The sequence below is a fragment of the Brevibacillus sp. FW301-21C12A genome, assembly GCF_058788915.1.
Map to the genome: position 1 here is coordinate 14,214 of NZ_JBYTBG010000009.1, position 26,387 is coordinate 40,600.

The window sequence follows — 26,387 nt, forward strand, 5'->3', positions numbered from 1 at the left end:
TGGTTACGATTGAACCGCGCTTTGCGACTGGCAGATGTAGGCGTACAGGGCAGCCATATCCTGCTCGCCAAAGCCGGCTTCCTGCGACTGCTCGTAAATCGCGAGCAGCTCGGCCGTGATCGGCAAGGACAGGCCGGACTGCTGCGCCATCTCCTGGGCGATCCGCAAGTCTTTCAGCAGCAAATTCAACGAGAAATGGGGCGCGAAATCGTTGGGGGCAATGAAGCTTTTGTAATTGCGCTCGTAGATGCGACTCTGCCCGTAGCTGACATTCAAAATGTCAAACAGCAGGTCGAGGTCGAGGCCCATCTGCTTTGCCAGCGCCACCCCTTCGCTGACCGCAGACGTGTAAAAGCCGATCAGCAAATTGTTGATGAGTTTGACCGCCGTGCCGCTGTCCACTCGTTCCCCGACGTGAAAAATATTTTGGCCGAGCGCCATAAAAACCGGATAGACGCTGTCGTACAGCTCCTTCGGGCCGCCGACCATAATCGTCAACGTCCTGTTTTTCGCCCCGACAACCCCGCCGCTGACAGGGGCGGCCAAATACCCGATTCCCTTTGCCTGGCTCGCCCGTGCCAGCCGCTCGTTCAACTGGGGCGTTACTGTGCTCGTATCGACTACAGTCTGTCCGGCCCGCGCATGTTCCAGGATGCCGTCCAGGCCTGTAAAAACGCTTTCAACAATGTCCGGCGAAGGCAGGCTGGTGAGAATGACGTCTGTTTTTTGCACGACCTCCGCGACCGTCAAGCCCGTCTTTCCGCCGACGGCTGCAAATTCCAGCTCCGCCTTCGCATTGACGTCGAAGCCGTACACTTCATAGCCCGCTTGTACCAAATTGGTCGCCATGGGCATTCCCATATTGCCAAGACCGATGATGCCGATTACAGGTGTATCCGCCATATGCTTCCCCCTCTGTCATTTGTTCGCGCTGGCAGCGGTTGCGAAAAGTTTCCTTGACGAAGCTGGCATTCCCAAGCCTGAAGCCGCCGAAAGTCCCCGCTTCCCCCGGAGCGCAAGCGCTGCCTTTTGACTATCGTTATCTAGCACATTGCATGCCAGCAGACGATGATGTTGCCGCGCCGCTTCTTTTTTGAGTCTGACTGTTCAGAAAATACAAAAAGTGTCCAGACATTACACAACGATTGTCTAGACACTTTTTTTCAGCGACCGCCCGCTTACCGCTTAACCCAGTTGATACTTGTTCAGCTTGTTGTACAGCGTCGCCCGGGATATGCCGAGCTTTTTCGCTGTCTTGGACTTGTTGCCGTTCATTTCCTGCAGTACTTCGAGGATGCGCTTTTTTTCATCCTGCTGGCCGCGCTTGACCGAGACAGGCTGCTTCCATGACGCGCTTGGCTCCTGCTCGCCACGCCAAGCCCCTTTGCCGAAAAACACTTCCGGCAAATCACTCGTCCGGATGCGATCGTCCTCGGACAAGGTGACGAGCCGCTCGACCGTATTGACCAGCTCGCGGATGTTGCCCGGCCAGTCGTAGTTCATCAGCAAAGACATCGCTTCCTTGTCGATGTCTTTTGCCGGCATGTTGTTTTTCTGGCTGATCGCTTGCAGTTGGGCGGCGATCAACAGCGGGATATCCGTCCTTCTTTGTGCCAGCGGCGGAATGTGAATCGGAATGACGTTCAGGCGGTAGTACAAGTCTTTGCGGAACGTCCCCTCCCGCACCATTTCCTCCAGGGAGCGATGGGTAGCCGCCACCAGGCGAAAATCGACAGGTATGCTCTTCGTTCCCCCGACCCGCTCTACTTCCCGCTCTTGCAGCACGCGCAAAATTTTCGCCTGCATGTGCAGCGGCATGTCCCCGATCTCGTCGAGAAACAGCGTCCCTTTGTTCGCCAGCTCGAATTTGCCTGGCTTTCCGTCTTTTCGCGAGCCGGTAAATGCGCCTTCTTCATAGCCGAACAGCTCCGATTCGAGCAAATTTTCCGGTATAGAGGCGCAATTGACACTCACGAGCGGTCCGTTTTGAAACGGGCTTAAATAATGAATCGCTTTGGCAAACAGCTCCTTGCCCACACCGCTCTCTCCGGTCAACAAAATCGTAGCGGACGTTTGTGCGGCGCGGCGGGCGATTTTTTTCGCCTCGGCAATCGACTCGCTTTCTCCGATGATCTGGTCAAAGGTGACTTTGTTGCTTTTCGGCTTCGGCGATTCGAACACGATCCGGTTGTCGCCGATTTTCTCGTGCAAGATTTGCATGCGCTCAAAAATTTTGTACAGCTCCGACACGCCTTCAAAAATCAGCATGCCGACTGCGCCGATGACCTTGTTGTCCTTCCAGATCGGGATGCGGTGTACGACCATGTCCTGGCCGAGCAGCCGATGCGCCTGGTTTCGCTCCGGTATCCCTGTTTGCAGCACGACCGGCAAACGCGTATTTTCGATCACTTCCTCCACATAACGCCCGACGACATCTTCTTTGCGCACACTGATAAAGCGGCAGTACGCATCGTTCATCATTCGTATGTAGCCGCGCTCGTCCACGATCGTAATGCCTTCGTACGCGGTATCGAAGCAAACTTTGAACCATTCGATTGAATTTTCAAGCTCTTTCAACCGTTTTTCGGCTTCCTTGTACTTTTCCCAAATCAATTCGGAGCCGGATGCGCCCGTGATATCCATTTCGCTTTCTCCTATCTGTTTGTTTTCGTTTACAAAACAGTTATTTTGATAGGAAAAAGAGAGGGCATGCGCCCCCTCTCCAAATGTTAAATCCCGTCTTTCTCCAAATCAGCAATCAACGTTTCGAAGGTCGCTTCTACTTGCTCCCACTCTTCATCGTCTTCGATTGGCTGCAGCATGTCCGTACCGTCGTAGCGCAGGAAGTGAACCTCGTACTCTTCTTCTTCCTCCTGATCGACCGGAACGAGCACCAGGTAGCTGCGGTCCTCGATATCAAAAATGTACATGATCCGAAAATCGCGCGGCTCCTCCGTTCCCTCTTCTGTCAGGGCAATCACGTCGCCTACTTCGAATTCTTCCATCATCTCTTCACTCACTTTGGGTCACCTCGATTTCGCGTCCAAAAATCCTTGCAGGATCAATGTGGCCGCCATTTTGTCTATTACTGTCTTGCGCTTTTGACGGCTGACATCCGCAGAGATCAGCATGCGCTCCGCTGCCATCGTCGTCAATCGCTCGTCCCACATGTGGACAGGAAGAGATGTCCGTTCCTCCAAAAGCTTGCCGAATGCCTGGCACATCTCGGCGCGCGGTCCGATTGTGCCATTCATGTTTTTCGGCAATCCTACTACGAAAGCACCTACTTGATAGTGCGCTACCAATTCCTGGATGCGGGCCAAATCTTTTTCCTTTGATTGCCGCTTGATCGTTTCCACCCCTTGGGCGGTCCACCCCAGCTCATCGCTGACCGCGATGCCAATCGTCTTGTCGCCTACATCCAATCCCATCAATCTCGTCATGTTCAAGGTCTACTTGCGCTCGGACAAGTAAACGGTCACCAACTCTTCTATGATTTTGTCCCGTTCCAGTTTGCCAATCAGGCTGCGCGCGTTGTTGTGGCGAGGGATAAACGCCGGGTCGCCAGAAAGCAAGTAACCGACGATCTGGGTGATCGGGTTGTATCCTTTTTCCTGCAGGGCTTTGTACACCTCTGTCAATGTTGCCTGCACATCCGCCGTATTCGCTTCCTTGGGCACCGTGAATTTCATGGTATTATCCAACGAACTCACAATCAACACCTCGATTTCCTTCAAGACTTAAAGGTTGTATGGACTTTTCGCTTCCTTACTGTATTCGACTCGGATGCAACCTACTCCTTGTCGATTTTGCAAATTTCTTGGCGGGAATCGGCTATTTCGCTACGGCCTGGCTTTTGACCAGCTCCGCGACCGCATCCAATGCCTCTTGCAGCTTGGAAGGATCTTTTCCGCCCGCCTGCGCCATGTCAGGACGACCGCCGCCGCCGCCGCCGCAACGGGTTGCCACTTCCTTGATGATTTTTCCGGCGTGGATGCCTTGATCCATCAGGTCTTTGGTGACGCCAGCCACGAGATTGACCTTCTCGCCATCGACGGAGCCGAGCACGATCACTGCGGAGCCGAGCTTGTTTTTCAGCTCGTCCACCATGCCGCGCAGGTTGTCCATGTCAGAAGCCGATACGCGGGTAGCGAGCACGTTCATGCCGTCTACTTGCTTCAGTTGATCGGTCAGGGATGCCGCTTCGATGTTGCCCAGTTTGGCACGCAACGATTCGTTTTCACGCTGAACCTCTTTCAGTTGCTGCTGCAAGCTCTCCACGCGCGCAGGCGCTTCTGCCAGCACAGGTGCTTTCAGTGCGTGAGCCACTTCTTTGAGCGTCGTGAACTGCTGGTTGAGGAACTGGTAAGCCCCGCGTCCGGTCACAGCTTCGATCCGTCGCGTACCCGCGCCGATGCCGCTTTCGCTGACCAGCTTGAACAGTCCGATTTCGGCCGTGTTATTGACATGGCATCCGCCGCAAAGCTCCAGGCTGTAGTCGCCGACTTTGACCACGCGCACGATGTCGCCGTATTTTTCGCCAAACAGCGCCATCGCGCCCATTGCTTTGGCTTCCGCCAGCGGCTTGTTGGAAATTTCGACAGCCAGGTTTTCCCACACTTTTTCGTTGACGATCGCTTCGATGCGCTCCAACTCTTCCGGCGTGATCGCGCTGATGTGCGTGAAGTCAAAGCGCAAACGCTCCGGTGCCACGAGGGAACCTGCCTGATTGACGTGCGTGCCCAATACGTCTTTGAGCGCCTGGTGCAGCAAGTGTGTCGCTGTATGGTTTTTCGTAATCGCCAGGCGAGCTTCGCGGTTTACTTCCGCGCGAACAGTGTCGCCTTTGCGCAGTGTGCCTGCTTCGATGATGACAGAGTGAACGTTTTGGCCCTTTGGCCCTTTTTGCACATCTGTCACGCGCGCTTTGACAGAATCGGAGAGCAAGTACCCTTCGTCGTTGATCTGACCGCCGCTTTCAGCGTAGAATGGCGTCTGGTCGAGAATGACCTGTACCGTTTGGCCTTCTTCTGCTTCGTCAGCCAACTGGTTGTCCAAAATAATCGCTTCTACTTTTCCTGTTGCTACCAATTCAGTATAACCAACAAACTCGCTTGTAACCGTCAATTCGGACAACGGCCCCCCCTGGATTTGCATGCTGTCCACGTCCTGACGGGCTGCACGCGCACGTTCGCGCTGCTCCTCCATCGCTTGCTCGAAGCCGTCGCGATCCACTGTCAGACCTTGCTCGTTCGCGAAGTCCTCTGTCAGATCGACCGGGAAGCCGTATGTGTCGTACATTTTGAACACATCTTGACCGGACAGTTGCGATTGGCCGCTTTCTTTTGCCGCCTTCACCATCTCGGACAGGATCGCCAGTCCGTCGTTCAGCGTCTCGTGGAAGCGCTCTTCCTCCGCACGGATCACTTTTTCAATGAACTCGCGCTTTTGCACAACTTCCGGGTAAAATTCGCCCATCATTTTGCCGACTGTTTCGGTCAGGCTGTACAGAAACGGCTTCTCCACACCGAGCTTTTTGCCCATGCGCACAGCGCGGCGCAACAGACGGCGGATGACGTAGCCGCGGCCTTCGTTGGAAGGAAGCGCTCCGTCCCCGATCGCGAACACGACCGTGCGCGCGTGGTCCGCAATGACTTTCAGCGCTACGTCCAGCTCTGGGCTTGTCTTGTACTTCACGCCGGAGATCGCGCTCGTTTGCTCGATCAGCGGGAACAACAGGTCTGTTTCGAAGTTGTTGTCCACGCCCTGGAGAATGGAGGCCATCCGCTCCAGCCCCATGCCGGTGTCGATGTTTTTCTTAGGCAGCGGCGTGTAGGTGCCGTCCGGGTTGTGGTTGAACTGGGAGAACACCAGGTTCCACACTTCGAGGTAACGCTCGTTTTCGCCGCCCGGATACAGCTCCGGATCGTTCGGATCGTTGCCGAACTCCTCTCCGCGGTCGTAGAAAATTTCCGTATTCGGACCGCTCGGACCTTCCCCGATGTCCCAGAAGTTGCCTTCCAGACGGATGATGCGCTCTTCCGGAATGCCGATTTTTTTGTTCCACAGCTCAAACGCTTCTTCGTCTTCCGGGTGAATGGTGACGGAGAGCCGCTCCGGATCAAAGCCGATCCATTTCGGGCTGGTCAAAAACTCCCATGCCCACTCAATCGCTTCTGCCTTGAAGTAGTCGCCGATAGAGAAGTTGCCCAGCATTTCGAAGAACGTATGGTGGCGAGCCGTGCGGCCAACGTTTTCAATATCGTTGGTACGGATTGATTTTTGCGAATTGGTGATGCGCGGATTGTCTGGAATGATGCGGCCGTCAAAATACTTTTTGAGCGTCGCCACGCCGCTGTTGATCCACAAGAGGGACGGGTCGTCGATTGGAACAAGCGGAGCACTCGGCTCGATGCGATGTCCTTTTTCTACAAAAAAATCAAGGAACATCTGGCGGATTTGATTGCCTGTCAGCTTCTTCATCTGCATTCTCCTCTGTTAAGAAAAATAAATAAAAAAGCTCCCATCCCCTCAGGGACGAGAACTGTTTTTTCTCGCGGTACCACCCTGCTTACAGACTCCATTGCAGGCCAAAAGGCGCGGACAGTCTGTCGCTTTTGGGCATGTAACGGTGCCAACCCGCCGGTTTTTGCCCGGTCTTAGGAGTAGCCTTCCGTTGCACTTCTTCTGAGCGCCCTCTCAACCGTGGAGCACCCTCTCTGTAGAAGGTCTGCAACGTACTCGTTCCCTCATTGATCTCACTTGTACTCATTTGTTCGTATTATAAATTTTTTTCCTGATCCATGTCAACTTTCATGCATCATGACGGCGATTCGGCTAATGACCACCTTGCATACGGCGAGCACAGGCACCGCCACGATCAGGCCGATAATGCCCCCGAGCGTCTCCCCGACCAGCAGCGCCACAATGATCGTTAGCGGATGCAGTTGCAAGGAGCGTCCGACGATGTTGGGCGACAAGATGTTTCCTTCCACCACCTGTATGACGAGGTTGACGACGATGACGAACAGCAGCATTTTCGTCGAGATCGTCAAGGCGACGACCATCGCAGGCGCAGCGCCGATCAATGGCCCGATGTAAGGAATGATGTTCGTCAGGCACACGACTGCGGCGAGCACGAACGGATACGGCATGCCGATCAGCCAATAGCCGAGGTAAGCCAGCACGCCGACGACCAGGGCCACGATCATCTGCCCGTGTATGTAGTTGCCGAGCGATTCGTTGATGTCCCGCAAGACGACCAGCACCTGCTTGCGGTACGACTTGGGCACGATCGACATGCCCGTCTCATGCAGCGCCTTCATGTCTTTTAAAAAATAGAAGGCGATAAACGGAACGATGGCGAAGGCGAACAGCTTGCCAAGCGAATTGCGCGCGTTGTTGACGAGCTTGGTCACAGAGTGGGACATCCCTTCCTGCGACTGGATAATCACCCGGTCGACCCCGTGCGAGATGCTGTCCGGCAAAAAGTATTTGTGCGCCTCCCACTCGCTCATCCACGTGTAGTACCAATCCATCAGCCGGGGCAAGTCGTCGGACAGCTCCACAAGCTGATTGGTGAAAACGGGGATGGCGTTGATGACAGCGACCGTGATGACCAGCACAAACGATGCGTAAATAAGCAGAACGGCCATCAGCCGTGGGACTCTCCTTTTTTCCAGCAGCACGACAATCGGGTGCAGCAAATACGCAATGACCAGGCCCAGGATGATGGGAATCAGCACTTCCTCCAAAAGAGCAAAAAGCTGGGCAAGGACCGGGCGAAGCATCCACAGCAGGTTGCCGATGACGAGCAGCGCGATCAGCCAAAGCGCAGCAGCAAACAGACGGCTTCGGCGCAGTTCATCCACGAAGGACACCTCCTCTCCATTTCCATTAGGGTGTGTTCTTCGCACAAAAATCATGTAACCTATTGACACCCGGAATACGCCGCAGTAGTATGGAGTTACAAGAGGATATCTCCAAAGGGGAGTAGCTTTTTCGCAACATAGTCGTCATTACGGGAGAAATCCCCGGCTATGTTGGCAACATGCTTTTTGGATGTTGTAAGCAAGACCTTTGCCTAACAGGTAAAAGGTCTATTTTTGTTTTCAAACGACCTTTGCCTGTCCAGGGAAAGGTCGTTTTCTTTTGTCTCCCTTTACACACACTATTAGGAGGTATCGAGAAAACGGCCGGTGGATGACTCGCTTTATTTTCAAACAGGATGAGGAGGAGGAAGAGAAAATGGAATTATTAATGCAACCTGAATTTTGGTCCGCCCTGCTTGCCATCATCGTCATCGACCTCGTGTTGGCCGGGGACAACGCGATTGTCATCGGGATGGCCGCGCGAAATCTGCCTGCCGAACAGCAAAAAAAGGCAATCGTCTGGGGAACGGTCGGTGCGATTATCATCCGGGCTTTGGCGACGCTGGCCGTTGTCTGGCTGCTGAAAATCCCTGGTCTGCTGCTTGTCGGTGGCTTGATCCTGATGTGGATTGCCCTCAAGCTGCTCGTCTCGGATGATGGCCACGAAAACATGAAGGCAAGCGGAAGCCTTGGCGCTGCGATCTGGACCATCATCGTGGCCGATACGGTCATGGGTCTCGATAACGTCATCGCCGTTGCCGGTGCTGCGCATGGTGATTTTCTGCTCGTCATCATCGGGCTGGTCATCAGCGTGCCGATCATGGTGTGGGGAAGCACGCTGATTTTGAAAGTCATGGAGCGTTTCCCGATCGTGATCTACATCGGGGCTGGCGTTCTCGCCTATACGGCCGCAAGCATGGTGACAACCGAAAAATTCCTGGTGCCGTTCTTCACCGCGTACCCGTGGGTCAAATGGGTGTTCATCGTCGCTGTCGTCGTCGGCGTGCTGTTGATCGGACGCATGAAAAGCCAGCAGCAAAAACGACTGGCCGAACAAAACTAAGCTGTATTCCAAAGCTCCGTCGCCTCGATGCGACGGAGTTTTTTCATGCACAAAAAAAGCACCCGAACTCATCCTATGTTCGGGTGCTTCTGAACGTTCCTGTTGCCGCCACTTCTCGTTACCGGGTAACCGCACGCATCAGCTTGCGTCCCGTCTTCATCATCCGCGTCACATCGCGCATGGAGAAGGGCAACTGGTTCCAATTCAGCGAAAACCGACTGCGGCGGCGCGGGGCCATCAAATAGCCGATGACAGCCACAATTCCGCTTGTGGCAAGGACGCGCAAAAGGCTTCGAGTAAACAAGCGTGCCACCTCCAGTTGTTTTTACCGCATTGAGCAGTAGCTACATGTTCAGTTGTGCGGAAACGGTTTGATCTTCAATAAACAGATCGTTGAGCGAATGCAAGGACCCGTCTTCCTCCACCTGGTAGACAGAAGCAATCTGCTCGTTGGAAACGCTCATCTCTATAAAGCAATTCCAGCAGTAGTATTGATTGGTTCCAATCTTCCCTACGTCTTTGGAACTGCAGTTCGGGCAAATGACACGCATCACGCTTTTCCTCCCTTATCACGCCTGGCTACGAACAAAGTCCGGCACGATCAGGTTTTCCTCCCCGATGATGACGGAAGCCGGTGCAGACAGGCGCTTGCGCCCTTCTGTCACATCTGCAAACCAGCCGTTAGACAGTTCGTACCCTACAAGTTTCTCCCAGTTCGCTGAAAAGTAAACATCTTCCAGCCTGCCGAGAAGTTCTCCGGAAGCGGTAATGACCGCTTTTCCTTTTAGCTTTGTTTTTCCCGTCACGATGCCGACAGGTTCAAAACCGGCGAGATGAGGCAAGGGCGTGATCGCGTCTTTCCCCGTTACGGTAAGGCAGGACTCCCCTACCGCGTGAATCTGTTCGGTAGGAATATAGGTGCCTGAATGGAACCAACCCTGCTCGCTCAGCAAGACTCCTCGTACATGCCAAGTGGAGTCGCAAAGAATGTCACGAACGGTGCCAAGCGTCTCTCCGGTTTGGAGGCAAACTACTGGCAAGCCGACTGCATCCATTGCCTTGCGCATGTGGGACATCCCCCTTCCGCTCTTTTAGTATCGGGCGAAAGGCGCATGTCCATTCGGCGCAAATGGTTCCAGCTTTACTCCTGCTTCAGCCGCTCCTGCAAAAAGCTGTACCGCACACCTTCCTCGTCGGTTTCCACGGCTGCGCGAAACGCATCCGGCTCCCCGCACATGATGAGAAAAGACTTGCTCCGCGTAATGCCCGTATAAACGAGCTTGCGCCTGAGCATCCGGTAGTAGCTTTTGACGAACGGCATCACGACGATCGGAAATTCGCTCCCTTGTGATTTGTGTACGGAACAGCAGTAGGCAAGCGTCAGTTGATGGTAATCCGAACGCTTGTACACCACTTCCCGATTGTCAAAGGCAGCAACCAGCATCTCCTGGTTTTCTGCGTTTTCATTCGGGAAAAAAATCGCAACAATTTCACCCATATCACCGTTGAACACCTGTTCCTCGGCATTATTCACCAACTGCAGGACTTTGTCGCCTGTGCGAAAAGTCGTGTCCCCAAACGTCACCTCGCGCTTTTGTGGCGTTTTCGGGTTAAACAGCTCCTGCAGTTCTTCATTCAGCCGGTTTACCCCGGCATTTCCTTTATAAATAGGTGCCAAAACCTGTACATCTTTTGCCGTATATCCTTTTTTTACGGCTCCCAGGCAAATTTGTTTCACCGCTTCGGGGACATCTTGTGGCGAACTTGTGAAAAATCGCCGATCCGGGGTCGTATCGAGCAAATCGGCCGGAACGTGTCCTTTGCGCACATCATGCGCCAGCCGGATGATGGTAGACTCTTCGGCCTGGCGGTAAATCTCCGTCAACTGCACCAGCGGCAGCAGGCCGGAGCGGATCATGTCGAGCAGCACGTTACCCGGGCCGACGGACGGCAACTGGTCGGGGTCGCCGACCATGATGATCTGCATGTCGTCCGGCACGGCGCGAAACAACTGGTTCGCCAGCCAAATGTCGACCATCGACATCTCGTCCACGATCAACAGCCTGCCGCGAATCGGATGCTCGGCGTCGTGCTCGAAGCTCTCGCCTTTGTAGCCCAAAAGCCGATGGATGGTCATTGCAGGCAAGCCCGTCGTCTCCGTCATCCGTTTGGCAGCGCGTCCGGTCGGGGCCACGAGCAGGATCGGGAACGGATTTTCTTCGTTGTATTTTTTCAGGTCGAGCGACAGTCCGTGCAACTGCGAAAAGACGCGGCAAATCCCGCGAATCACCGTCGTTTTGCCCGTACCCGGTCCACCTGTGAGTAGCATCAGCCCGGATGTAATCGCCTGTTCAATCGCATCCCGCTGCGTCTGGGCATAGCTGATTCCAAGCTCGTCCTCCACGGCTCCCAGGGCCCGGTAAAATTCGGAGGCCGGAAACGATCCGAACGAATCGCGCCGGGCGAAGTGCCGCAGCCTTTTCGCCAAGCCCAGCTCCGCAAAAAACAGGGAAGGCAAATAGACGCGCTCGTCCTCCCAGGCAACTTTGCTCGCGACAAACAAAGCCTCGACAGCGCGCGTAATGTCTTCGCCGGAAAAAGCGTGCCCGCCGCACTCCGTCAACAGGCGGAGCGTCTTTTCACACAGCTCATCCACGGGCAAATAGACGTGGCCCTCGGAATAGGACGCCTCCTGCAGCACGAACAAGGCCGCCGCTTTTACGCGCTCTTCCGATGAGGCCGCTATGCCTGTCGCGCGGGCGATATCGTCTGCCCGCTTGAACCCGATTCCGGTAATATCCTCAATCAGCCGGTACGGCTCTTCCTTGAGCACCGTCATCGTCTCCAGCTTGTACGTCTGGTAAATCCTGAGCGCCATGTTCACGCCAATCCCGAAGTCGTACAGAAAGACCATCGCGCTCTCCAGCGAGCGATGCTCCAGGACGGACTCGTAAATGAGCTTGGCGCGCGATTCGGAAATGCCCTGGATTTCGGCAAGCCGCTCCGGATGATCTGCAATAATCGTCAACGCATCTACCCCAAGGTGCTCCACGATGCGCTTCGCCATCTTTTTGCCGATGCCTTGAAACAGCCCGCTGGCCAAATAGCGCTCCACGCCTGCCAACGTCTTCGGCGTTTCCCGCTCGTAGCGCTTGGCTACGTACTGCTGTCCAAAGCGCGCATGGGTCTTCCACTCGCCGTAGAACGTGTACAGCTCGTCCGGGTGAGGACGAGGGAAGTTGCCGACAATGATGACGTCCGATTCCTTGATCGCTTCCGTCGTCTCTTCTATTTTTAGACGAATCACGCCGTACCACGTTTCTTCGTTGTAAAAAATTTCTTGTGTCATATAGCCGCGAATAAAAGTTTCCGCAAACAGGGAGATTGATTGCTGCTCCTCCATCTCACCCTCTCCTCTCTTGCCTGCTCAAAGACGAGCAAAGTGGCACGAACAGAAAAATCCACTTTTCCTGTTAAAGTGGATTTTTCTCGTAGTCATACGTTTTAAATTGTAAAGCGTTTTACTTGCTCTGACAACTGCTCCGCCATCTGGGCCAATGTTTCGGACGCTGCCGTCATTTCCTCGGTCGTCGCAGTCTGCTGTTCGGAAGCGGCCGCTACCTCCTGCGTATCCTTCGCGGCCGTATCCGCCAGCTCAGCGATTTTTTCGGAGTGTTCGACGAGCCGGAGCGTATCGCGGTGAATGGCCTGCGCGGCCTCGTTCATGCGGTACACTTGCTGGCTGACGTCCTGGACGGCGACCAAAATTTGCTGGAAGCTCTCGCCTGCGACGGCTACGCCGCCTCGTCCTTTCTGAACCGCTTCTGTCGTCGTCCCCATCGCCTGGACGGCCGCCAAAATATCGGTGTGAATCGTATGAATCAGGGAGGCAATCTCTTCTGCAGCATGCCCTGACTGCTCCGCGAGCTTTCGCACCTCCTGCGCGACTACGGCGAAACTTTTCCCTTGTTCGCCTGCGCGTGCCGCTTCAATCGCCGCATTCAATGCCAGCAGGTTCGTTTGATCGGAAATTTGCCGGATGATCGTAATGATCCCGATGATTTTTTCCGATTGCATACCCAGCTCGCGGATGACCTGCTCGGTATTGCGGGCGTGGGTCGTAATCTCGTCCATCTCTTGCACAAGCCCTTTCAGCTTGCCCTCGCCATCCTGCGCCAAGCGGAACGCCTGTGTCGCATCGGTATTGACCCGCTCTGTGGCGGTCGCGATTTGCTGGATGTCGCCGCCGATCCGCGTCAAAAACCGCGTCGTATCGGCTACCGTCTGTTTTTGCGCCTCAGAGCCAGACGCGATCTCTGTGGAGGCGAGCGAGATTTGCTCCGCGGCGCGAGCGCTTTCTGCGGCACTGGCCGTCATTTCCTCGGAGGCGGCCGCCACCTGCTGGGACACGCGCTGCACCTCGCTCAACATGTTGCAGAACACTTCCATCATCTCGTTGTACATCGCAGACAGCTCGCCAAGCTCGTCCCGCGAGCGGACAGTCGCCCGCTTGGTCAGATCGCCTGCCTCGGCTATCTTCATCGCCGCTACCAGCTCCTTCAACGGACGAACGAGCCTGTTGACGATAAAAATTCCGGTAGCGAGCGCCACGATTGCGCTGATTAGATTCAACAAAAACATCACCGGACGGCTGCTCTCGATCGGCGCGAGCAAGTCGTCCTGATAGCTGCCGATGGCGAGAATCCATCCGTTCGGCAAAGCCTCGTACACGGCCAGCTTCGTCGCTCCCTGGAACTCGTATTCCAGCCAGCCGTTCTTCTTGCTCAGCATCTCCTGCATGAACGCCTCGCCCGCAAGCGACGTATTTTGCACGCTCGGGTCAGGGTGGAAGATCGGCACCCCTGTTTCATCGACAATATAGGCGTAGCCGACCATGCCATTCGGCTTGTAGTAGCTGTCGGCTACCTCGCGAATGATTTCATCAATTTTCTGTCTATTTCCGTCATTGAGCGTCGTCGCCTGGACGTAAGGGGCCAGTTCCCGCGCTTTCATTTTGGTTATGTATTGCAAGTCGGAAACAGTCAACCGATAGACTGCACTCCGAGCATTTTCAAACTGGATATACCCGACTACCATCAGCGGAAGCATGGTCAGGAAGAGAATGGTAAGCACCAGTTTGTAGCGAATCGAGAAACGTCTGGCCATCATGATTTTCCTCTCCTTTAAGATGCCGAAAGATTTGGTTCTTCTGACATAGTTCTACAGACTCATTTTATCATTGTCATCCACAATTAACCACAAGTGCCACATAATTAGAAAAATTGGTTAGAAAAACAAAAGCAGATTGCAAACTATGCTTGCAATCTGCTTTTTCTTTACGTCACGGTCGTCGTCGTCGCTGTCAGGACAATTTTCAGGCTTCAACAGCTTTTGCTGCCTGATCGCCTCCGCCTCCCTGAACAGCGGAGCCTCGATTTTTCTCGCTTGCAGCTCGGAAGCTTTGTTCGTAAACATGTATGCTCACCTTGGAAAACCGACGTCAGTAGTAACGTATGCTTGGCAGGTACGGTTGGAAGCCGTTCGATCAACCATTTTTTTCCACGAGACAAAAACCAATAAAACTTGGCTGTGCCAGGCGATTGGCGAAGCTTTGGTTGCACAAAAAAACCGCTCGGAGGCACTTTCCTGCTTCCGGGCGGTTTTCGCTGGTTTGTCGTGTGTTCCATTACTTGCTGCGCACGAGACGATTGACGATTTGCGCCACTGTCTGCGCGGCTTGTCTTGCTTCCTCGACGGTGTTCGTAATGCCGAAGCTGAAGCGGATCGCGGACCGGGCGATTTCGTCTTCCAGTTGCATCGCCACGAGCACGTGCGACAGCTCCAGGGAGCCTGACGTGCACGCCGAGCCGCTGGCGGCTGCGATTCGCGCCAAATCGAGATTCATCAGCATCGTTTCCGTGTGTACGCCCGGGAAGCTGACATTGAGAATGTGCGGCAGCACGTTTGTCGGGTGTCCATTGACGTGGAAAGCGATTCCCGCCTCTTCCCAAACCGCGCGCATGGCAGCCTTCATTTGCTCGTATTTGGCAACGCGGTCTGCCATCTCCTCCGTCGCTACTTTTGTCGCTTCGGCAAATCCGACGATTCCCGCCAGATTTTCCGTGCCTGCCCTGCGCTTGCGTTCCTGCGACCCGCCGTGCAAGATCGGCGAAACCGGCACCTTGCGCCCGAGGTACAGGGCGCCTACGCCTTTGGGACCGTTGATTTTGTGCGCGGACACGGAGAGCATGTCCACAGGAAGCTGTCTTGCGCGAATCGGCAGCACGCCGAATGCCTGAACGGCATCCGTATGAAAAATAATGCCTTTTTCCTGCAGGAAAACGCCGATTTCTTCAATCGGCTGAATCGTTCCAACCTCGTTGTTGCCGTACATGATCGAGACGAGCACGGTATCCGGTCGGACAGCCTGCTTCACATCTTCCAGCCGGACAGAGCCTGTCTTATCTACAGGCAAATACGTCACTTCAAACCCTGCCTGCTCCAAATATTCGCAAGCGTGCAGGACGGCGTGGTGCTCGATTTGCGTCGTAATGACGTGACGGCCTCGTTCGCGCTGCGCCATCGCCCCGCCAATGACCGCCATATTGTCGGCTTCCGTCCCGCCGCTGGTAAAGATGAGCGATTGCGGATCGGCATCCATAAAGCTTGCGATCGCATCCCGTGCTTGCTCCAGTGCCTTGCGCGCCTCGCGTCCGGCAGCGTGGACACTGGACGGGTTGCCAAATACTTGCGTCAAGTACGGAGTCATCGCCGCGAGTACGCGGGGATGCACCGGAGTCGTAGCAGCGTGGTCAAAATACAACATGTCAGACACTGTGTCACCTTCTACTGGCTTGGTAGCCGTGCTTAAATGTAAAACATATAGTTATCGGTATGCCCGTCGTCTTCATAGCTAATCAAATCTTGCAGCGAGGTGGCATCGAGCACCGCCGAAATGCTGTCGCGAATGCGCAGCCACAAATGGCGCTTCGCCGGGTCCTCTTCCTCCGCAAACTCAACTGGGCTGATCGGCCCTTCCAGTACGCGAATGACATCCCCTGCGGAGATTTCATCCGGTTGTTTTGCCAAAACGTAGCCGCCGTAGGCTCCGCGAATACTTTTTACCAATCCTGCGTTGCGCAAAGGCGCAATCAACTGCTCCAAGTAATGCTCGGACAATTCGTGCTTCTGGGCAATGCTGCGCAAGGAGGTCGGTCCCTCTCCTACACGGTTGGCCAACTCCATCATGATTGTCAGTCCGTAGCGTCCTTTCGTAGAAATCTTCACGTAGCAACTCTCCTCTTATTCTTGTGTTTACCCACTCCCTTAGCCTACATGACTTGGGCGTCCTGGGACACACTAGCATCTTGGGGGGTGAAATTAAAATGGCAACGAACAAACGCTCGGAACGAGGACGCAACCACCCGTCCGACACCTTGTACGACCAGCCTGCGGGCACCATTGCCCACAAAGCCCGCTACGGGGCAAGCGAACAGAGCAAACAGCCGAATGAAAACGGCGATTTGCCGAACAAACCCGGCGGAGACGTCCGCACCTGATGTTTGGCTCCCCCTCTTACTCGGGGGAGTTTTTCTTCGGCAATCCGCGAGCATCCAGCTTTTGCCGCTCTTCCTGAAAGCGCCGGATATGCCGCTCATAGCCAAAATCCTTTGGCTGATAAAACGAATAATTCACACCGTCAGGCAGATACTGTTGGGGCACATATCCATACGGGTAATCGTGCGGGTACAAATATCCCTGACCGTGTCCCAGCTTGGCTGCGCCCTTGTACGCCGAATCTCGCAAATGAATCGGAACCTGCTTGTGGCCGTCCGTCCGAATCCGGGCCAGCGCCGAGTTGATTCCGTTGTAGGCAGCATTGCTTTTCGGAGCCGTAGCCAAATACGTCGTTGCCTGGGCCAGAGGGATTCGTCCCTCGGGCATCCCCACCAATTCTACCGCCTGAAAGCAGGCCACCGCAACCGAGATCGCCTGCGGGTCCGCATTTCCAATGTCCTCGGAAGCCGAAATCACCAGTCGGCGCGAAATGAAACGGGGATCTTCTCCCGCATCAATCATCCTCGCCAGCCAATATAACGCGGCATCCGGGTCAGAGCCGCGGATGGATTTGATAAAAGCCGAAATCGTATCGTAATGATTGTCGCCGCTCTTGTCGTAGCGAACAGCGCGCCGCTGGATGGACTCGACGGCCACGTCCAGGGTCACCGTCACGCCGCCGTCCGGACCAGGAGGCGTCGTCGTCACCGCCAGCTCCAAGGCGTTCAACAGCCGTCTGGCGTCTCCTTCCGCGTACTGGATCAAGTGTTCGGCCGCTTCCTTCGTCACGGTGACAGACAGTTCTGCCAATCCGTTTTCTTCATCGTTCAGCGCCCGCTCCATCACCTGCTGCAGCTCCTCATGCGACAGCGACTGCAGGGCAAACACTTGCGAGCGCGACAGCAAGGCCGGATTGACCTCGAAATACGGATTTTCCGTCGTGGCGCCAATCAAAATGATCGTTCCTTCCTCCACGTAAGGAAGAAGCGCGTCCTGCTGGGACTTGTTGAAGCGGTGAATCTCGTCGACGAACAGCGTCGTCCGCTGGTTGTCCATCACGAGCCGCTCTTTCGCTGCGTCCACGACTTTGCGGATGTCCGCCACCCCTGCCGTGACCGCGTTCAGCTCGGAAAAATGCGTCCGGGTGGTGCGGGCAATCACTTTGGCCAGCGTCGTCTTTCCCGTGCCGGGCGGACCGTAAAAAATGAGCGACGACACTTGATCGGCTTCAATCGCCCGGCGCAGCAGCTTGCCCGGCGCCAAAATGTGCGATTGGCCGATCACTTCCTGAATCGTCTTGGGCCGCATGCGCGCAGCGAGCGGCTTTTGCTTGCGGCCCCCTTCTTGGTCATAGGCATACGAAAACAGATCGTTCATGCTATCCTATCCTTTTACGGGCTGCCAGTCCAACAGGTCACGCACGACGACGCTGGCCAGAATCAGGCCAGCTACGGATGGAACAAAAGCGTTGCTCGCTGGAGGCTGCCGCACTTTGCTGATCGGGGAGTTCGGGTTGGACACGATTTTTTCCCGCACATCTGTGCGAACGGTCACCGGAATCTCTCTGGAGTAAACCACCTTGACGCCTTTATAAATGCCTTTTTTGCGCAGTTCGCGGCGAATGACCTTGGCAATCGGGTCATAGCTCGTCTGGGAAATATCCGCGACCTCAAAACGGGTCGGGTCCATCTTGTTGGCGGCCCCCATGCTGGAGATGATGGGAATATGGCGGCGCTTCGCTTCCTGGATCAGATGCAGCTTGGCCGACATCGTATCCATGGCGTCCACGATGTAGTCGAACTCGTGGGCAAACAGTTGCTCGGCCGTCTCTTCGTTGTAAAACATGTTGAGCGTCACGACTTCGCATTCCGGATTGATCGCGGCGATCCGCTCTTTCATCAGCTCTGCCTTTTTCTGTCCGATCGTGTGGAGCGTCGCGTGAATTTGACGGTTGATGTTGGTGATGTCAACCACATCCTTGTCCACGAGCACAAGCTTGCCGACACCTGTACGGGCCAGCGCTTCCACTGTGAAGGAGCCGACGCCGCCGACACCGAGAACGGCGACGCGGCTGTTTTTCATTTTTTCCAAACCTTCGGGACCGAAGGCCAATTCGCAACGGGAAAATTGATGAAGCATCGTAGGTTTCACCTTTCATTCGCAAGTAAAATGATAGTCAATCGGAAAAGTAGGAATCACAAAGAAAAAAGGAGCCCCATTATGCCGTGTAGCTCCTTAGTTTTGAACCTGCTAATCGCAGGTGGGTGTCTTGCCCAACTGTTGCAGACGTCCACTCGACGGAGGCATGCCTTTACAATTGCGGACGAAAAACTCCCGAGACAAACTTTGTGGCTCAAAACTATCGGATGTCACGAACATCGCAGGGCTTGTAGCTAGTATTACCAATGTATCAAAGAGCAATGCAGTTGCGCAAGTCGATTACGCTTCTACCTTTTCTTCTTCTTTTGCCAGCGTGGCGATAGACAGCTCTGTCAGTTGCTTTGGCGCTACCACATCTGGCGCATTGACCATCAGGTCGCTTGCGCTAGCCGTTTTCGGGAACGCGATGACTTCGCGCAGGTTGGTGCGGCCAGCCAGCAGCATAATCAGACGGTCCAGGCCGAGCGCGATACCGCCGTGCGGAGGCGTGCCGTACTCGAATGCATCCAGGAGGAAGCCGAATTGTTCATGCGCTTCTTCTTGTGTGAAGCCGAGTGCCTTGAACATTTTTTCCTGCACGTCGCGTTTGAAAATCCGCATGGAACCGCCGCCCAGCTCGTAGCCGTTCAGTACCATGTCGTACGCTTGCGCACGGATTTGGCCCGGATCGGTGTCGAACAGGTGCAGGTCTTCGTCTTTTGGACGAGTGAACGGATGGTGCAGCGCCACGTAGCGTTTTGCTTCCTCATCCCACTCGACCAGCGGGAAGTCGACGACCCACAGGAACGCGAACTTGCTCTGGTCGATCAGGCCGAGTTCCGCACCGAGCTTGGAGCGCAAGGCGCCCAATGCGTCCGCGACGACTTTTGGCTTGTCGGCCACGAACAAAAGCAGGTCGCCTTCTTCGACTTCGAGGCGTTTTTTCAGTTCGTTGATCTCTTCTTCTTTAAAGAACTTGGCGATCGGGCCTTTTACTTCGCCGTCCTTGAAGCCCATGTACGCAAGACCTTTCGCGCCGTAGCGGGCCGCGAATTTTTGCAGGTCATCCGCTTCTTTGCGGGAGTAGTGGCCGCAGCCTTTGGCGTTGATCGCTTTTACTTGTCCGCCGCCAGCGACAACGCTTGCGAAAACTTTGAAGTCGCTTGTCGCAACCAGGTCGGATACGTCTGTCAGTTCCATGCCGAAGCGCACGTCCGGTTTGTCGGAGCCGTAGCGCGCCATCGCTTCCGCGTAAGTCAGGCGCGGGAACGGCGTCGGAACGTCCACGCCGATCGTTTGCTTGAACACGTGCGCGACCATTTTTTCCATCATCGGCAAAATTTCTTCCATCGATAGGAAGGACGTCTCGATGTCCACCTGGGTGAACTCAGGCTGGCGGTCAGCGCGCAAGTCTTCGTCGCGGAAGCAGCGCACGATCTGGTAATAGCGCTCCAGACCGGATACCATCAGAAGCTGCTTGAACAACTGTGGCGATTGCGGCAGCGCGTAAAACTCGCCTGGATGCACGCGGGATGGCACGAGGTAGTCGCGCGCGCCCTCTGGCGTGCTCTTGGTCAGCATCGGCGTCTCCACTTCCACGAAGCCGTTCTCGTCGAGGTAGTCGCGGAATGCTTTTGCCGCTTTGCTGCGCAGAATCAAGGAACGCTGCATTTCCGGACGGCGCAGGTCGAGGTAGCGGTATTTCAGGCGAACCTGTTCATCGACGTCGATGTCGTCCTCGATTTGGAACGGAGGCGTTTTGGCGTCGTTCAAAATTTGGATTTCGGAGATGTGAACTTCGACTTCACCCGTTTTCAGCTTCGGATTGACGGCTTCCGGCGCGCGGTTCACGACGTTTCCTTTTACCACCAGCACGTACTCGCTGCGCACTTTGTCAGCGGCTTCCCACGCTGCCTTGTTGTGCTCCGGATTGAAGACGATTTGCACGATCCCTGTGCGGTCGCGGAAGTCGATGAAAATGACCCCGCCGAGGTCGCGGCGCTTTTGCACCCAGCCGTTCAGTACGATTTCCTGCCCTACATGTGCTGTTGTCACTTCACCGCAATGTACGGTGCGATATTGCCAAGACATGATGATTTCCCCCACTTTTGGTTTGTTGGTTTTGTTAGTTTGCTTGTTGTACTTTTGCCGCCAGGACAGAGATAAATTCGTCCTGCTTGATCTCCTGCTGCTCGCCTGTTGCCATTTCCTTCAGGACAACCGTGCCGTTTGCCAGCTCGGACTCTCCGATGATCGCGGTGAAACGGGCAGACAGCCGATCCGCTTGCTTGAGCTGCGCCTTCATTTTCCGGTCGAGATAGTCCAGCTCAGCGGCCACGCCCGCCTGACGCAGTTGGTCGACGAGAATAAACGCGCCTTTTTTCGCTTCCGGCGTCTGCACGACGACGAAGCAGTCGATCCCGCCGGTAATCGGCAACTGCACGCCCTGCTTTTCCAGGGCCAGCAGCAAGCGCTCGATACTCAGCGCGAAGCCGATTCCCGGCATGTCGTCGCCGCCCAGCTCCGCGACCAGACCGTTGTAGCGTCCGCCGCCGCAAAGCGTTTCCACCGCGCCGATTTCCGCCATCTTGATTTCAAAAGCGGTCAGTGTGTAGTAGTCCAGTCCGCGAACCAGACGCGGGTTGACATGGTACGGAATGTCGAGCGCAGTCAGGTAGTCTTTCACGGCTTCGAAGTGAGCCGCCGACTCTTCGCTCAAGTAATCCAGAATGGATGGAGCGTCTTTGGTCAATGTTTTGCACTTTTCGTTTTTGCAGTCGAGCACGCGCAGCGGATTGCGGTCAATCCGGGATTGGCAATCCTCGCACAGCTCGGAGCGCACGCCGTTCAGATGCGCCAGCAGATGCTCGCGGTGGCGCGCCCGGTCTTCTACCGTCCCGACGCTGTTCAGCTCGACGGACAGCCCTGTCAGTCCCAGCTCCTGGTACAGACGAATGGCAAGCCCGATCACCTCGGCGTCAATCGCCGGATCGCTCGAACCGATCGCTTCGGCCCCGAATTGCACGAATTGGCGGTAGCGCCCTGCCTGCGGACGCTCGTGCCGGAACATCGGCCCCAGGTAGTACAGCTTGGTCGGCTGATTTGGCGAACCGTACAGCTTGTTTTCCACGTAGGAGCGAACGACGCCCGCCGTCCCTTCCGGACGCAGCGTGAGCGCATCGTTGCTGCGCGGGTTGGCCACGCTGTACATTTCTTTTTCCACGATGTCCGTAGTCTCGCCTACGCCCCGCTGAAACAGCTCCGTGCTCTCGAACAGCGGCGTGCGAATCTCCGCGTAGTTAAAGCGGCGGCACAGCTCGCGGGCTTTTGCTTCTACGTAGTGCCACAGCTCTACGGTACCTGGCATAATATCCTGCGTACCGCGGGGAATCTGGATTCTCGTCATTCCTCTCGAACCTCCATGTCTTTTGAAAAACTCGGGCTACGCCAAACCTCCAGGATGAGACAACTTTTTTCGCTGACAAATAAAAAAGTCCCTCGCCTCCTGACATTCAGCAATTCGCCACATGTCAGGGACGAGAGACTGGTTATACTCCCGTGGTGCCACCCTGTTTGAACAGCCTTATGTAAAAAGGCTATCCCACTTATTAGCCGTTAACGCCGGCGGACGCCTGCCAGTTACTGAGGAGTCGAGGCCGATGCCTCGCCCGTTCACTGCGGTCTTCGGGGATGTCATTCACCAAGTCGTGATACGAAAGCACTCTCAGCCACGGCGCTTCCTCTCTGGTTATCCGTTTCATTGGATACTTGTTCCCGTCATCAGATCGTTGTATCAAAAAGCTTAATGTGAATCATAGCAAACCAGTCAGCGGGCGTCAACAGGCGCCCCATAAAACTTTTTTTACTACGCTATGCGGCAAGACGCCCTATGCGTGCGCCTCTTTTTCTCTACCTGTCGCCCCGGCGTAAATTTCGTCAAGGTCGCGCAGCTTGTTGTCCACCAGCGTCTTGTACGTGTCGTTGTACGTCTTCGGGTCTTTCGGATTCGGAAACCGCTTCAGCTTGCCGCTGCCCGGCGCCATCAGCTTGGAGACGGCGCCGCAGCCAAGGCCGAGAATCGTCTGCACCTCTTCCATAATCATGATGTTGTAGATGCTTTCCTGACCGGGCTTGGCATAGCCGACATTCTCTAGGTTACCCAAAATGTTTTTTTGGCGATACAGATAATACGGATCGTAGCCGTTCGCGGCTGTCCAGGCGGAAGCCATCTCCATCATCCTGCTGATCTCGTCGCGGCTGGCTACCTTGTAGCGCTCCTTGTTCTGGGTCATCTCGGAAGCTCGTTTAAACGACAAGGTATGCACGGTCAGCGAGGCCGGCATCAGCTTCTCCACTTGTTCGAGGCTGTACACAAGCTCGGCCACGCCCTCGTTGGGCAGCCCGATAATCAGGTCCATGTTGATATTGGTCAGGCCCATTTCCATAGCGAGATGGTACTTTTCAATCGTCTCCTCGACGGTGTGGTGGCGGCCGATCGCGCGGAGCGTCTCTTGCGTGAACGACTGGGGATTGATGCTGATCCGGTCCACCTCCCAGCGCTTCATCACGCTGAGCTTTTCGGCGGTAATCGTATCCGGCCTGCCCGCTTCGACGGTCAGCTCGCGCACCCCGTCCATATGCGGAAAGCTGCGGTGCATCGTCTCAAACAACTGGTTCATGTCCTCTGCCGTAATGCTCGTCGGCGTGCCGCCCCCAAAGTAGATGGAGGTGATGCGCTGGTCGTTTTTCGTCAGCCACTCGCCCATTTTCTCGATCTCGTAGTGCAGCCCTTCGAGGAACGGATTGACCGAAGCCGTATGGCTGCGAATCGCATAGGCAGGAAACGTACAGTACGCGCATTTCGTCGGACAGAAAGGAATGCCGATGTACACGGACAGCTCGCGGTCGATCTGGTACAGGTCGGGTACCACCTGAAGCTGCTTGTCGACGATCGCTTGCAAGAGCTTCAGCTTGTACGGGCGCAAAATCACATCCTGCTGGAGCTTCCGGTGCGCTTCCTCGCGTCCGACACCTGCCACGTTCAACTGGTGCAGCAGCTTGGTCGGGCGAATGCCTGTGAGGATGCCCCAGCCTTGCTCGATCCCGGTATATTCTTCCAGCATCAGCAACAGGGCGTAGCAGAGCGCCTGCTTGGCCGTTTTGCGCATCGCTTTTTCATCGCGCGAGACGTAATTGCGCTTGACTTGATGGGCGAGTTGCCTGTTTCCGGCGAAAAGCTCGCCCGAAGCTACAACTCCCTCTTCCTGTACAGCAAGTGCCAGCTTTATTCGCATATCGGCGTCGCCTTCCCACGAAGAGACGAAGGCGAGCGCGGGGTCTTCGTAAAACAAGGCGAGAATCAAGGAGAGTTCGCGCTCAAAGGCGTGTCCCTCGCACTTTATTTGAATCATCGTTCGTTCACCTGCTTTTTTAAAATGCCACTCCTCATCATAGCTGACGGAGTTCCCCCCGGTCAACAAAAGCAAGGAGCGGCACTTCAGGCGATTACTTCCTTTTTTGACGCGGCTGCTGCAGGTCGCGCATGCCGACAAAAAAATCTTGGGACATTTCTACATTTGGCCGTGACGATTCTTTGGCCAAATCGTCATGAAAGTCGACGGAAAAAAATTGTCGATTCAAGCCTTGCGCAAATGTTTCCTTGTTGGACTGCCTCACAATCTACTCCTCCTGCGTGCAATAGTGCTCTTTTGTCCTAGTATGGCCTATTGCGAGACATTGCAGTCGGCGGAAGGACTTGCAAAGCTTTGTCGCTTCTTGCAGGAAAAAGCCGAAGCAGGCGCGAAGTGATTGTGTTGGCAAAAACATGAAAGAAACGTCCCTTGACGACTCTAGCATTTCAATTATTGGGAAAGGATGTCTACCGTGTCTGTACGTCAAAAAATCGTGAGGTCGCTACTGACTATCGTCTGCGCCATCTCCCTCCCCGTTTCGTCAGCCTGGGCTGCCGGTTCTGTTCAGGTCACCGTGGACAAGCTCAATGTCCGCTCCGGCCCGAGCCTTCAGGACGCCGTCGTCACCACACTGCCGAACAAGACGGTGCTGCCTGTCATCTCCACCAAAAACGACTGGGTGCAGGTCAAGCTGCCCAATGGGCAAAGCGGCTGGGTAGCCAACTGGCTCGTCTCGGCACAGCAGCAGCCCGCGCCCGCTGCGGCAAAGACTGTCGAGAGCACGACGACCAACCTCAACGTGCGCTCCGGTCCCAGCCAGACTCATCCGGTCATCCAGACGATCAACCCCGGGACGCGCTACCCGATCGTGCAAAAAAACGGCGATTGGATCATGATTCAGCTCAGCGGCGGCAAAACAGGCTGGGTAGCCGCCTGGCTCGTCAAAGACAGCTCGTCTGCCTCGACAGGCTCCACGCCAGGCGCTGGAACAGCCGGAACGCCGCCAACCGGACAGGCAGGCGGCAATCCGCCGAGCACTGCCGGAGGCGCTGTCATACCGAAGCCGTCCGCCGTTCAGGGGGCCAGCCTGACGCTGGAGTTCGCCCCTTATGTGTACCCTACACCGGATGCGAGCACGCCGGCGATCGGACAACTGCACGCGGGCGAGACGATTACCGTGCTGACGCAGCAAAACGGCTGGATTCAGTTCCCCTACGACGGGGTGAACGCCTGGATTTCCACGAACAGCAACGCACCTGCCCAAGACACCACCACGGCGCCAAGCACAGATACAGGTGGTGCAGGCAATACGAGCACGCCCGCTCAGCCGAGCACGCCTGCCACACCCGCTGAGCAGACAGCGACGGTGCAAACAGACGGGCTGAATTTGCGCAGCGAGTCCAATACGTCCAGCGCGATTCTCGCCACGCTGCCCATCGGCAGCAAGCTGAAGGTGCTGGAAAAGCAAGGCGATTGGTACCGCGTGCAAACTTCTGCCGGAAAAACGGGCTGGGTAGCAGGCTGGCTCGTCACCGTCTCGGGAGCAAACACGCCTACGCCAAGCGGCCCATACGTCACGATCATCAATGCCAATACGAATGTCCGCTCCGGTCCCGGCACCGAACATAGCGTGCTGCGGCAAGTACAGACAGGCGAGAAATACAGCATCGAAAACAGAGAGGGCGACTGGTTCAAAGTCACGCTCAGCGATGGCACGACAGGCTATGTGGCCGGCTGGCTCGTAGCGGCGAGCGGAGCGCCTGCTGTCATTCGCAGCCAGGCGCTCGCCGGAAAACTGATCGTCGTCGACCCCGGACACGGCGGAAACGACAACGGCGCGACCGGCTCCAGCTTTTCCACCCTGGAGAAAACCGTCAACCTGCAAGTCTCCTTGCTCCTGCGCAACAAGCTGGAAGCGGCCGGAGCCAAAGTCATCATGACGCGGGCGGACGACCGCAAACTCACCTTGCAGCAGCGCGTGGACGTGGCCGTGCAGAACAAAGCCGACATTTTTGTCAGCATTCACCACAATACGCATCCAAACACGGCGACCAACGGCTCCATCGTGTTTTTCTACCATCAAGGCAATTCCAGCAAGCTCGCTTCGCTGGTGCAAAACGAGCTGGTGAAGGCGACGAACTACAAAGACTTGCAGTCCCGCTTCGGCGACTACTTCGTCCTGCGGGAAAATTCCGTTCCCTCCATCCTGGCCGAGATCGGGTTCCTCTCCAACTACAACGACGAGATTCGCGTCCGCTCGGAGAAGCAGCAGGATCTGGCGGCAGAGGGCCTGTTCAAAGGGATTGTCCAATATTTCAACTCGTTGCACCCGCAGGGCGGTTGATC

The 26,387-nt window shown here is 55.6% G+C and carries 24 protein-coding genes and 1 other RNA gene; 3 read left to right on the top strand and 22 right to left on the bottom strand.

Features of this window, described 5'->3' with window-relative positions:
• Positions 1–3: 3 nt before the first annotated feature.
• The 7 genes from AC3WQH_RS08115 to AC3WQH_RS08145 form a co-directional block, all read right to left on the bottom strand.
• Positions 4–903 (bottom strand): NAD(P)-dependent oxidoreductase, encoded by a 900-nt coding sequence (locus AC3WQH_RS08115; protein WP_005832496.1) that lies wholly within the window; start codon positions 901–903, stop codon positions 4–6.
• Positions 904–1,185: 282 nt separating this feature from the next.
• Entirely contained in the window at positions 1,186–2,643 is a 1,458-nt protein-coding gene (locus AC3WQH_RS08120) for a sigma-54 interaction domain-containing protein (RefSeq protein WP_005832494.1), read from the bottom strand.
• 86 nt (positions 2,644–2,729) lie between these two features.
• Positions 2,730–3,020, bottom strand: coding sequence for a DUF1292 domain-containing protein (locus AC3WQH_RS08125; RefSeq protein WP_005832492.1), 291 nt, complete (start codon positions 3,018–3,020; stop codon positions 2,730–2,732).
• 6 nt (positions 3,021–3,026) lie between these two features.
• Entirely contained in the window at positions 3,027–3,443 is a 417-nt protein-coding gene (gene ruvX / locus AC3WQH_RS08130) for a Holliday junction resolvase RuvX (RefSeq protein WP_007782299.1), read from the bottom strand.
• A gap of 9 nt (positions 3,444–3,452) precedes the next feature.
• Positions 3,453–3,713, bottom strand: coding sequence for an IreB family regulatory phosphoprotein (locus tag AC3WQH_RS08135; protein WP_005832489.1), 261 nt, complete (start codon positions 3,711–3,713; stop codon positions 3,453–3,455).
• A gap of 121 nt (positions 3,714–3,834) precedes the next feature.
• Positions 3,835–6,483 (bottom strand): alanine--tRNA ligase, encoded by a 2,649-nt coding sequence (alaS, locus tag AC3WQH_RS08140; RefSeq protein ID WP_005832487.1) that lies wholly within the window; start codon positions 6,481–6,483, stop codon positions 3,835–3,837.
• A gap of 323 nt (positions 6,484–6,806) precedes the next feature.
• Positions 6,807–7,871 (bottom strand): AI-2E family transporter, encoded by a 1,065-nt coding sequence (locus AC3WQH_RS08145; protein WP_007782304.1) that lies wholly within the window; start codon positions 7,869–7,871, stop codon positions 6,807–6,809.
• A gap of 376 nt (positions 7,872–8,247) precedes the next feature.
• On the opposite strand from AC3WQH_RS08145, the gene AC3WQH_RS08150 reads away from it, so the two are divergent.
• Positions 8,248–8,934 carry a TerC family protein gene (locus AC3WQH_RS08150; RefSeq protein ID WP_007782307.1) on the top strand — a complete coding sequence of 229 codons (687 nt, stop codon included), beginning with the start codon at positions 8,248–8,250 and terminating at the stop codon, positions 8,932–8,934.
• Between the two features lie 118 nt (positions 8,935–9,052).
• Here AC3WQH_RS08150 and AC3WQH_RS08155 read toward each other — a convergent pair whose 3' ends face one another.
• From AC3WQH_RS08155 to cymR, 8 genes are all read right to left on the bottom strand, one after another.
• Positions 9,053–9,247, bottom strand: coding sequence for a hypothetical protein (locus tag AC3WQH_RS08155; RefSeq protein ID WP_235694726.1), 195 nt, complete (start codon positions 9,245–9,247; stop codon positions 9,053–9,055).
• Positions 9,248–9,278: 31 nt separating this feature from the next.
• Positions 9,279–9,485: a YrzR-like zinc ribbon domain gene (locus AC3WQH_RS08160; RefSeq protein ID WP_005832479.1), complete on the bottom strand. Its 207-nt coding sequence runs from the start codon at positions 9,483–9,485 to the stop codon at positions 9,279–9,281.
• 18 nt (positions 9,486–9,503) lie between these two features.
• Positions 9,504–10,001: a PRC-barrel domain-containing protein gene (locus tag AC3WQH_RS08165; RefSeq protein WP_005832478.1), complete on the bottom strand. Its 498-nt coding sequence runs from the start codon at positions 9,999–10,001 to the stop codon at positions 9,504–9,506.
• Between the two features lie 74 nt (positions 10,002–10,075).
• Positions 10,076–12,337, bottom strand: a complete 2,262-nt coding sequence (gene recD2 / locus AC3WQH_RS08170) for an SF1B family DNA helicase RecD2 (protein WP_007782317.1) — start codon at positions 12,335–12,337, stop codon at positions 10,076–10,078.
• A gap of 101 nt (positions 12,338–12,438) precedes the next feature.
• On the bottom strand, positions 12,439–14,103 hold the full coding sequence (locus AC3WQH_RS08175; protein ID WP_026558417.1) for a methyl-accepting chemotaxis protein: 1,665 nt from the start codon (positions 14,101–14,103) through the stop codon (positions 12,439–12,441).
• A gap of 117 nt (positions 14,104–14,220) precedes the next feature.
• On the bottom strand, positions 14,221–14,409 hold the full coding sequence (locus tag AC3WQH_RS08180; protein WP_005832471.1) for a hypothetical protein: 189 nt from the start codon (positions 14,407–14,409) through the stop codon (positions 14,221–14,223).
• Between the two features lie 211 nt (positions 14,410–14,620).
• Complete coding sequence (locus tag AC3WQH_RS08185) at positions 14,621–15,769, bottom strand: cysteine desulfurase family protein (RefSeq protein ID WP_007782325.1); 1,149 nt, start codon at positions 15,767–15,769, stop codon at positions 14,621–14,623.
• Between the two features lie 32 nt (positions 15,770–15,801).
• Complete coding sequence (gene cymR, locus AC3WQH_RS08190; RefSeq protein WP_005832467.1) at positions 15,802–16,221, bottom strand: cysteine metabolism transcriptional regulator CymR; 420 nt, start codon at positions 16,219–16,221, stop codon at positions 15,802–15,804.
• 98 nt (positions 16,222–16,319) lie between these two features.
• Here cymR and AC3WQH_RS08195 point away from each other — a divergent pair, with 98 nt between their 5' ends.
• Entirely contained in the window at positions 16,320–16,493 is a 174-nt protein-coding gene (locus AC3WQH_RS08195) for a hypothetical protein (protein WP_007782328.1), read from the top strand.
• 16 nt (positions 16,494–16,509) lie between these two features.
• Here AC3WQH_RS08195 and AC3WQH_RS08200 read toward each other — a convergent pair whose 3' ends face one another.
• The 7 genes from AC3WQH_RS08200 to AC3WQH_RS08230 form a co-directional block, all read right to left on the bottom strand.
• On the bottom strand, positions 16,510–17,868 hold the full coding sequence (locus tag AC3WQH_RS08200) for an AAA family ATPase (protein ID WP_005832466.1): 1,359 nt from the start codon (positions 17,866–17,868) through the stop codon (positions 16,510–16,512).
• Between the two features lie 6 nt (positions 17,869–17,874).
• Positions 17,875–18,630: a tRNA threonylcarbamoyladenosine dehydratase gene (locus tag AC3WQH_RS08205; RefSeq protein WP_005832465.1), complete on the bottom strand. Its 756-nt coding sequence runs from the start codon at positions 18,628–18,630 to the stop codon at positions 17,875–17,877.
• Between the two features lie 69 nt (positions 18,631–18,699).
• Positions 18,700–18,881, bottom strand: a non-coding RNA gene (gene ssrS, locus AC3WQH_RS08210) — 6S RNA.
• A gap of 49 nt (positions 18,882–18,930) precedes the next feature.
• Positions 18,931–20,721 carry an aspartate--tRNA ligase gene (gene aspS, locus AC3WQH_RS08215; protein ID WP_025847095.1) on the bottom strand — a complete coding sequence of 597 codons (1,791 nt, stop codon included), beginning with the start codon at positions 20,719–20,721 and terminating at the stop codon, positions 18,931–18,933.
• Positions 20,722–20,755: 34 nt separating this feature from the next.
• Complete coding sequence (hisS, locus tag AC3WQH_RS08220) at positions 20,756–22,036, bottom strand: histidine--tRNA ligase (protein ID WP_007782338.1); 1,281 nt, start codon at positions 22,034–22,036, stop codon at positions 20,756–20,758.
• Positions 22,037–22,517: 481 nt separating this feature from the next.
• Entirely contained in the window at positions 22,518–24,041 is a 1,524-nt protein-coding gene (locus AC3WQH_RS08225) for a coproporphyrinogen III oxidase (RefSeq protein WP_309479576.1), read from the bottom strand.
• 94 nt (positions 24,042–24,135) lie between these two features.
• Complete coding sequence (locus AC3WQH_RS08230; RefSeq protein WP_005832458.1) at positions 24,136–24,306, bottom strand: hypothetical protein; 171 nt, start codon at positions 24,304–24,306, stop codon at positions 24,136–24,138.
• A 198-nt stretch (positions 24,307–24,504) separates the two neighbouring features.
• Between AC3WQH_RS08230 and AC3WQH_RS08235 the strand changes: the two genes are divergently transcribed.
• Positions 24,505–26,385 carry an N-acetylmuramoyl-L-alanine amidase family protein gene (locus tag AC3WQH_RS08235; protein WP_242507378.1) on the top strand — a complete coding sequence of 627 codons (1,881 nt, stop codon included), beginning with the start codon at positions 24,505–24,507 and terminating at the stop codon, positions 26,383–26,385.
• Positions 26,386–26,387 lie beyond the last annotated feature (2 nt).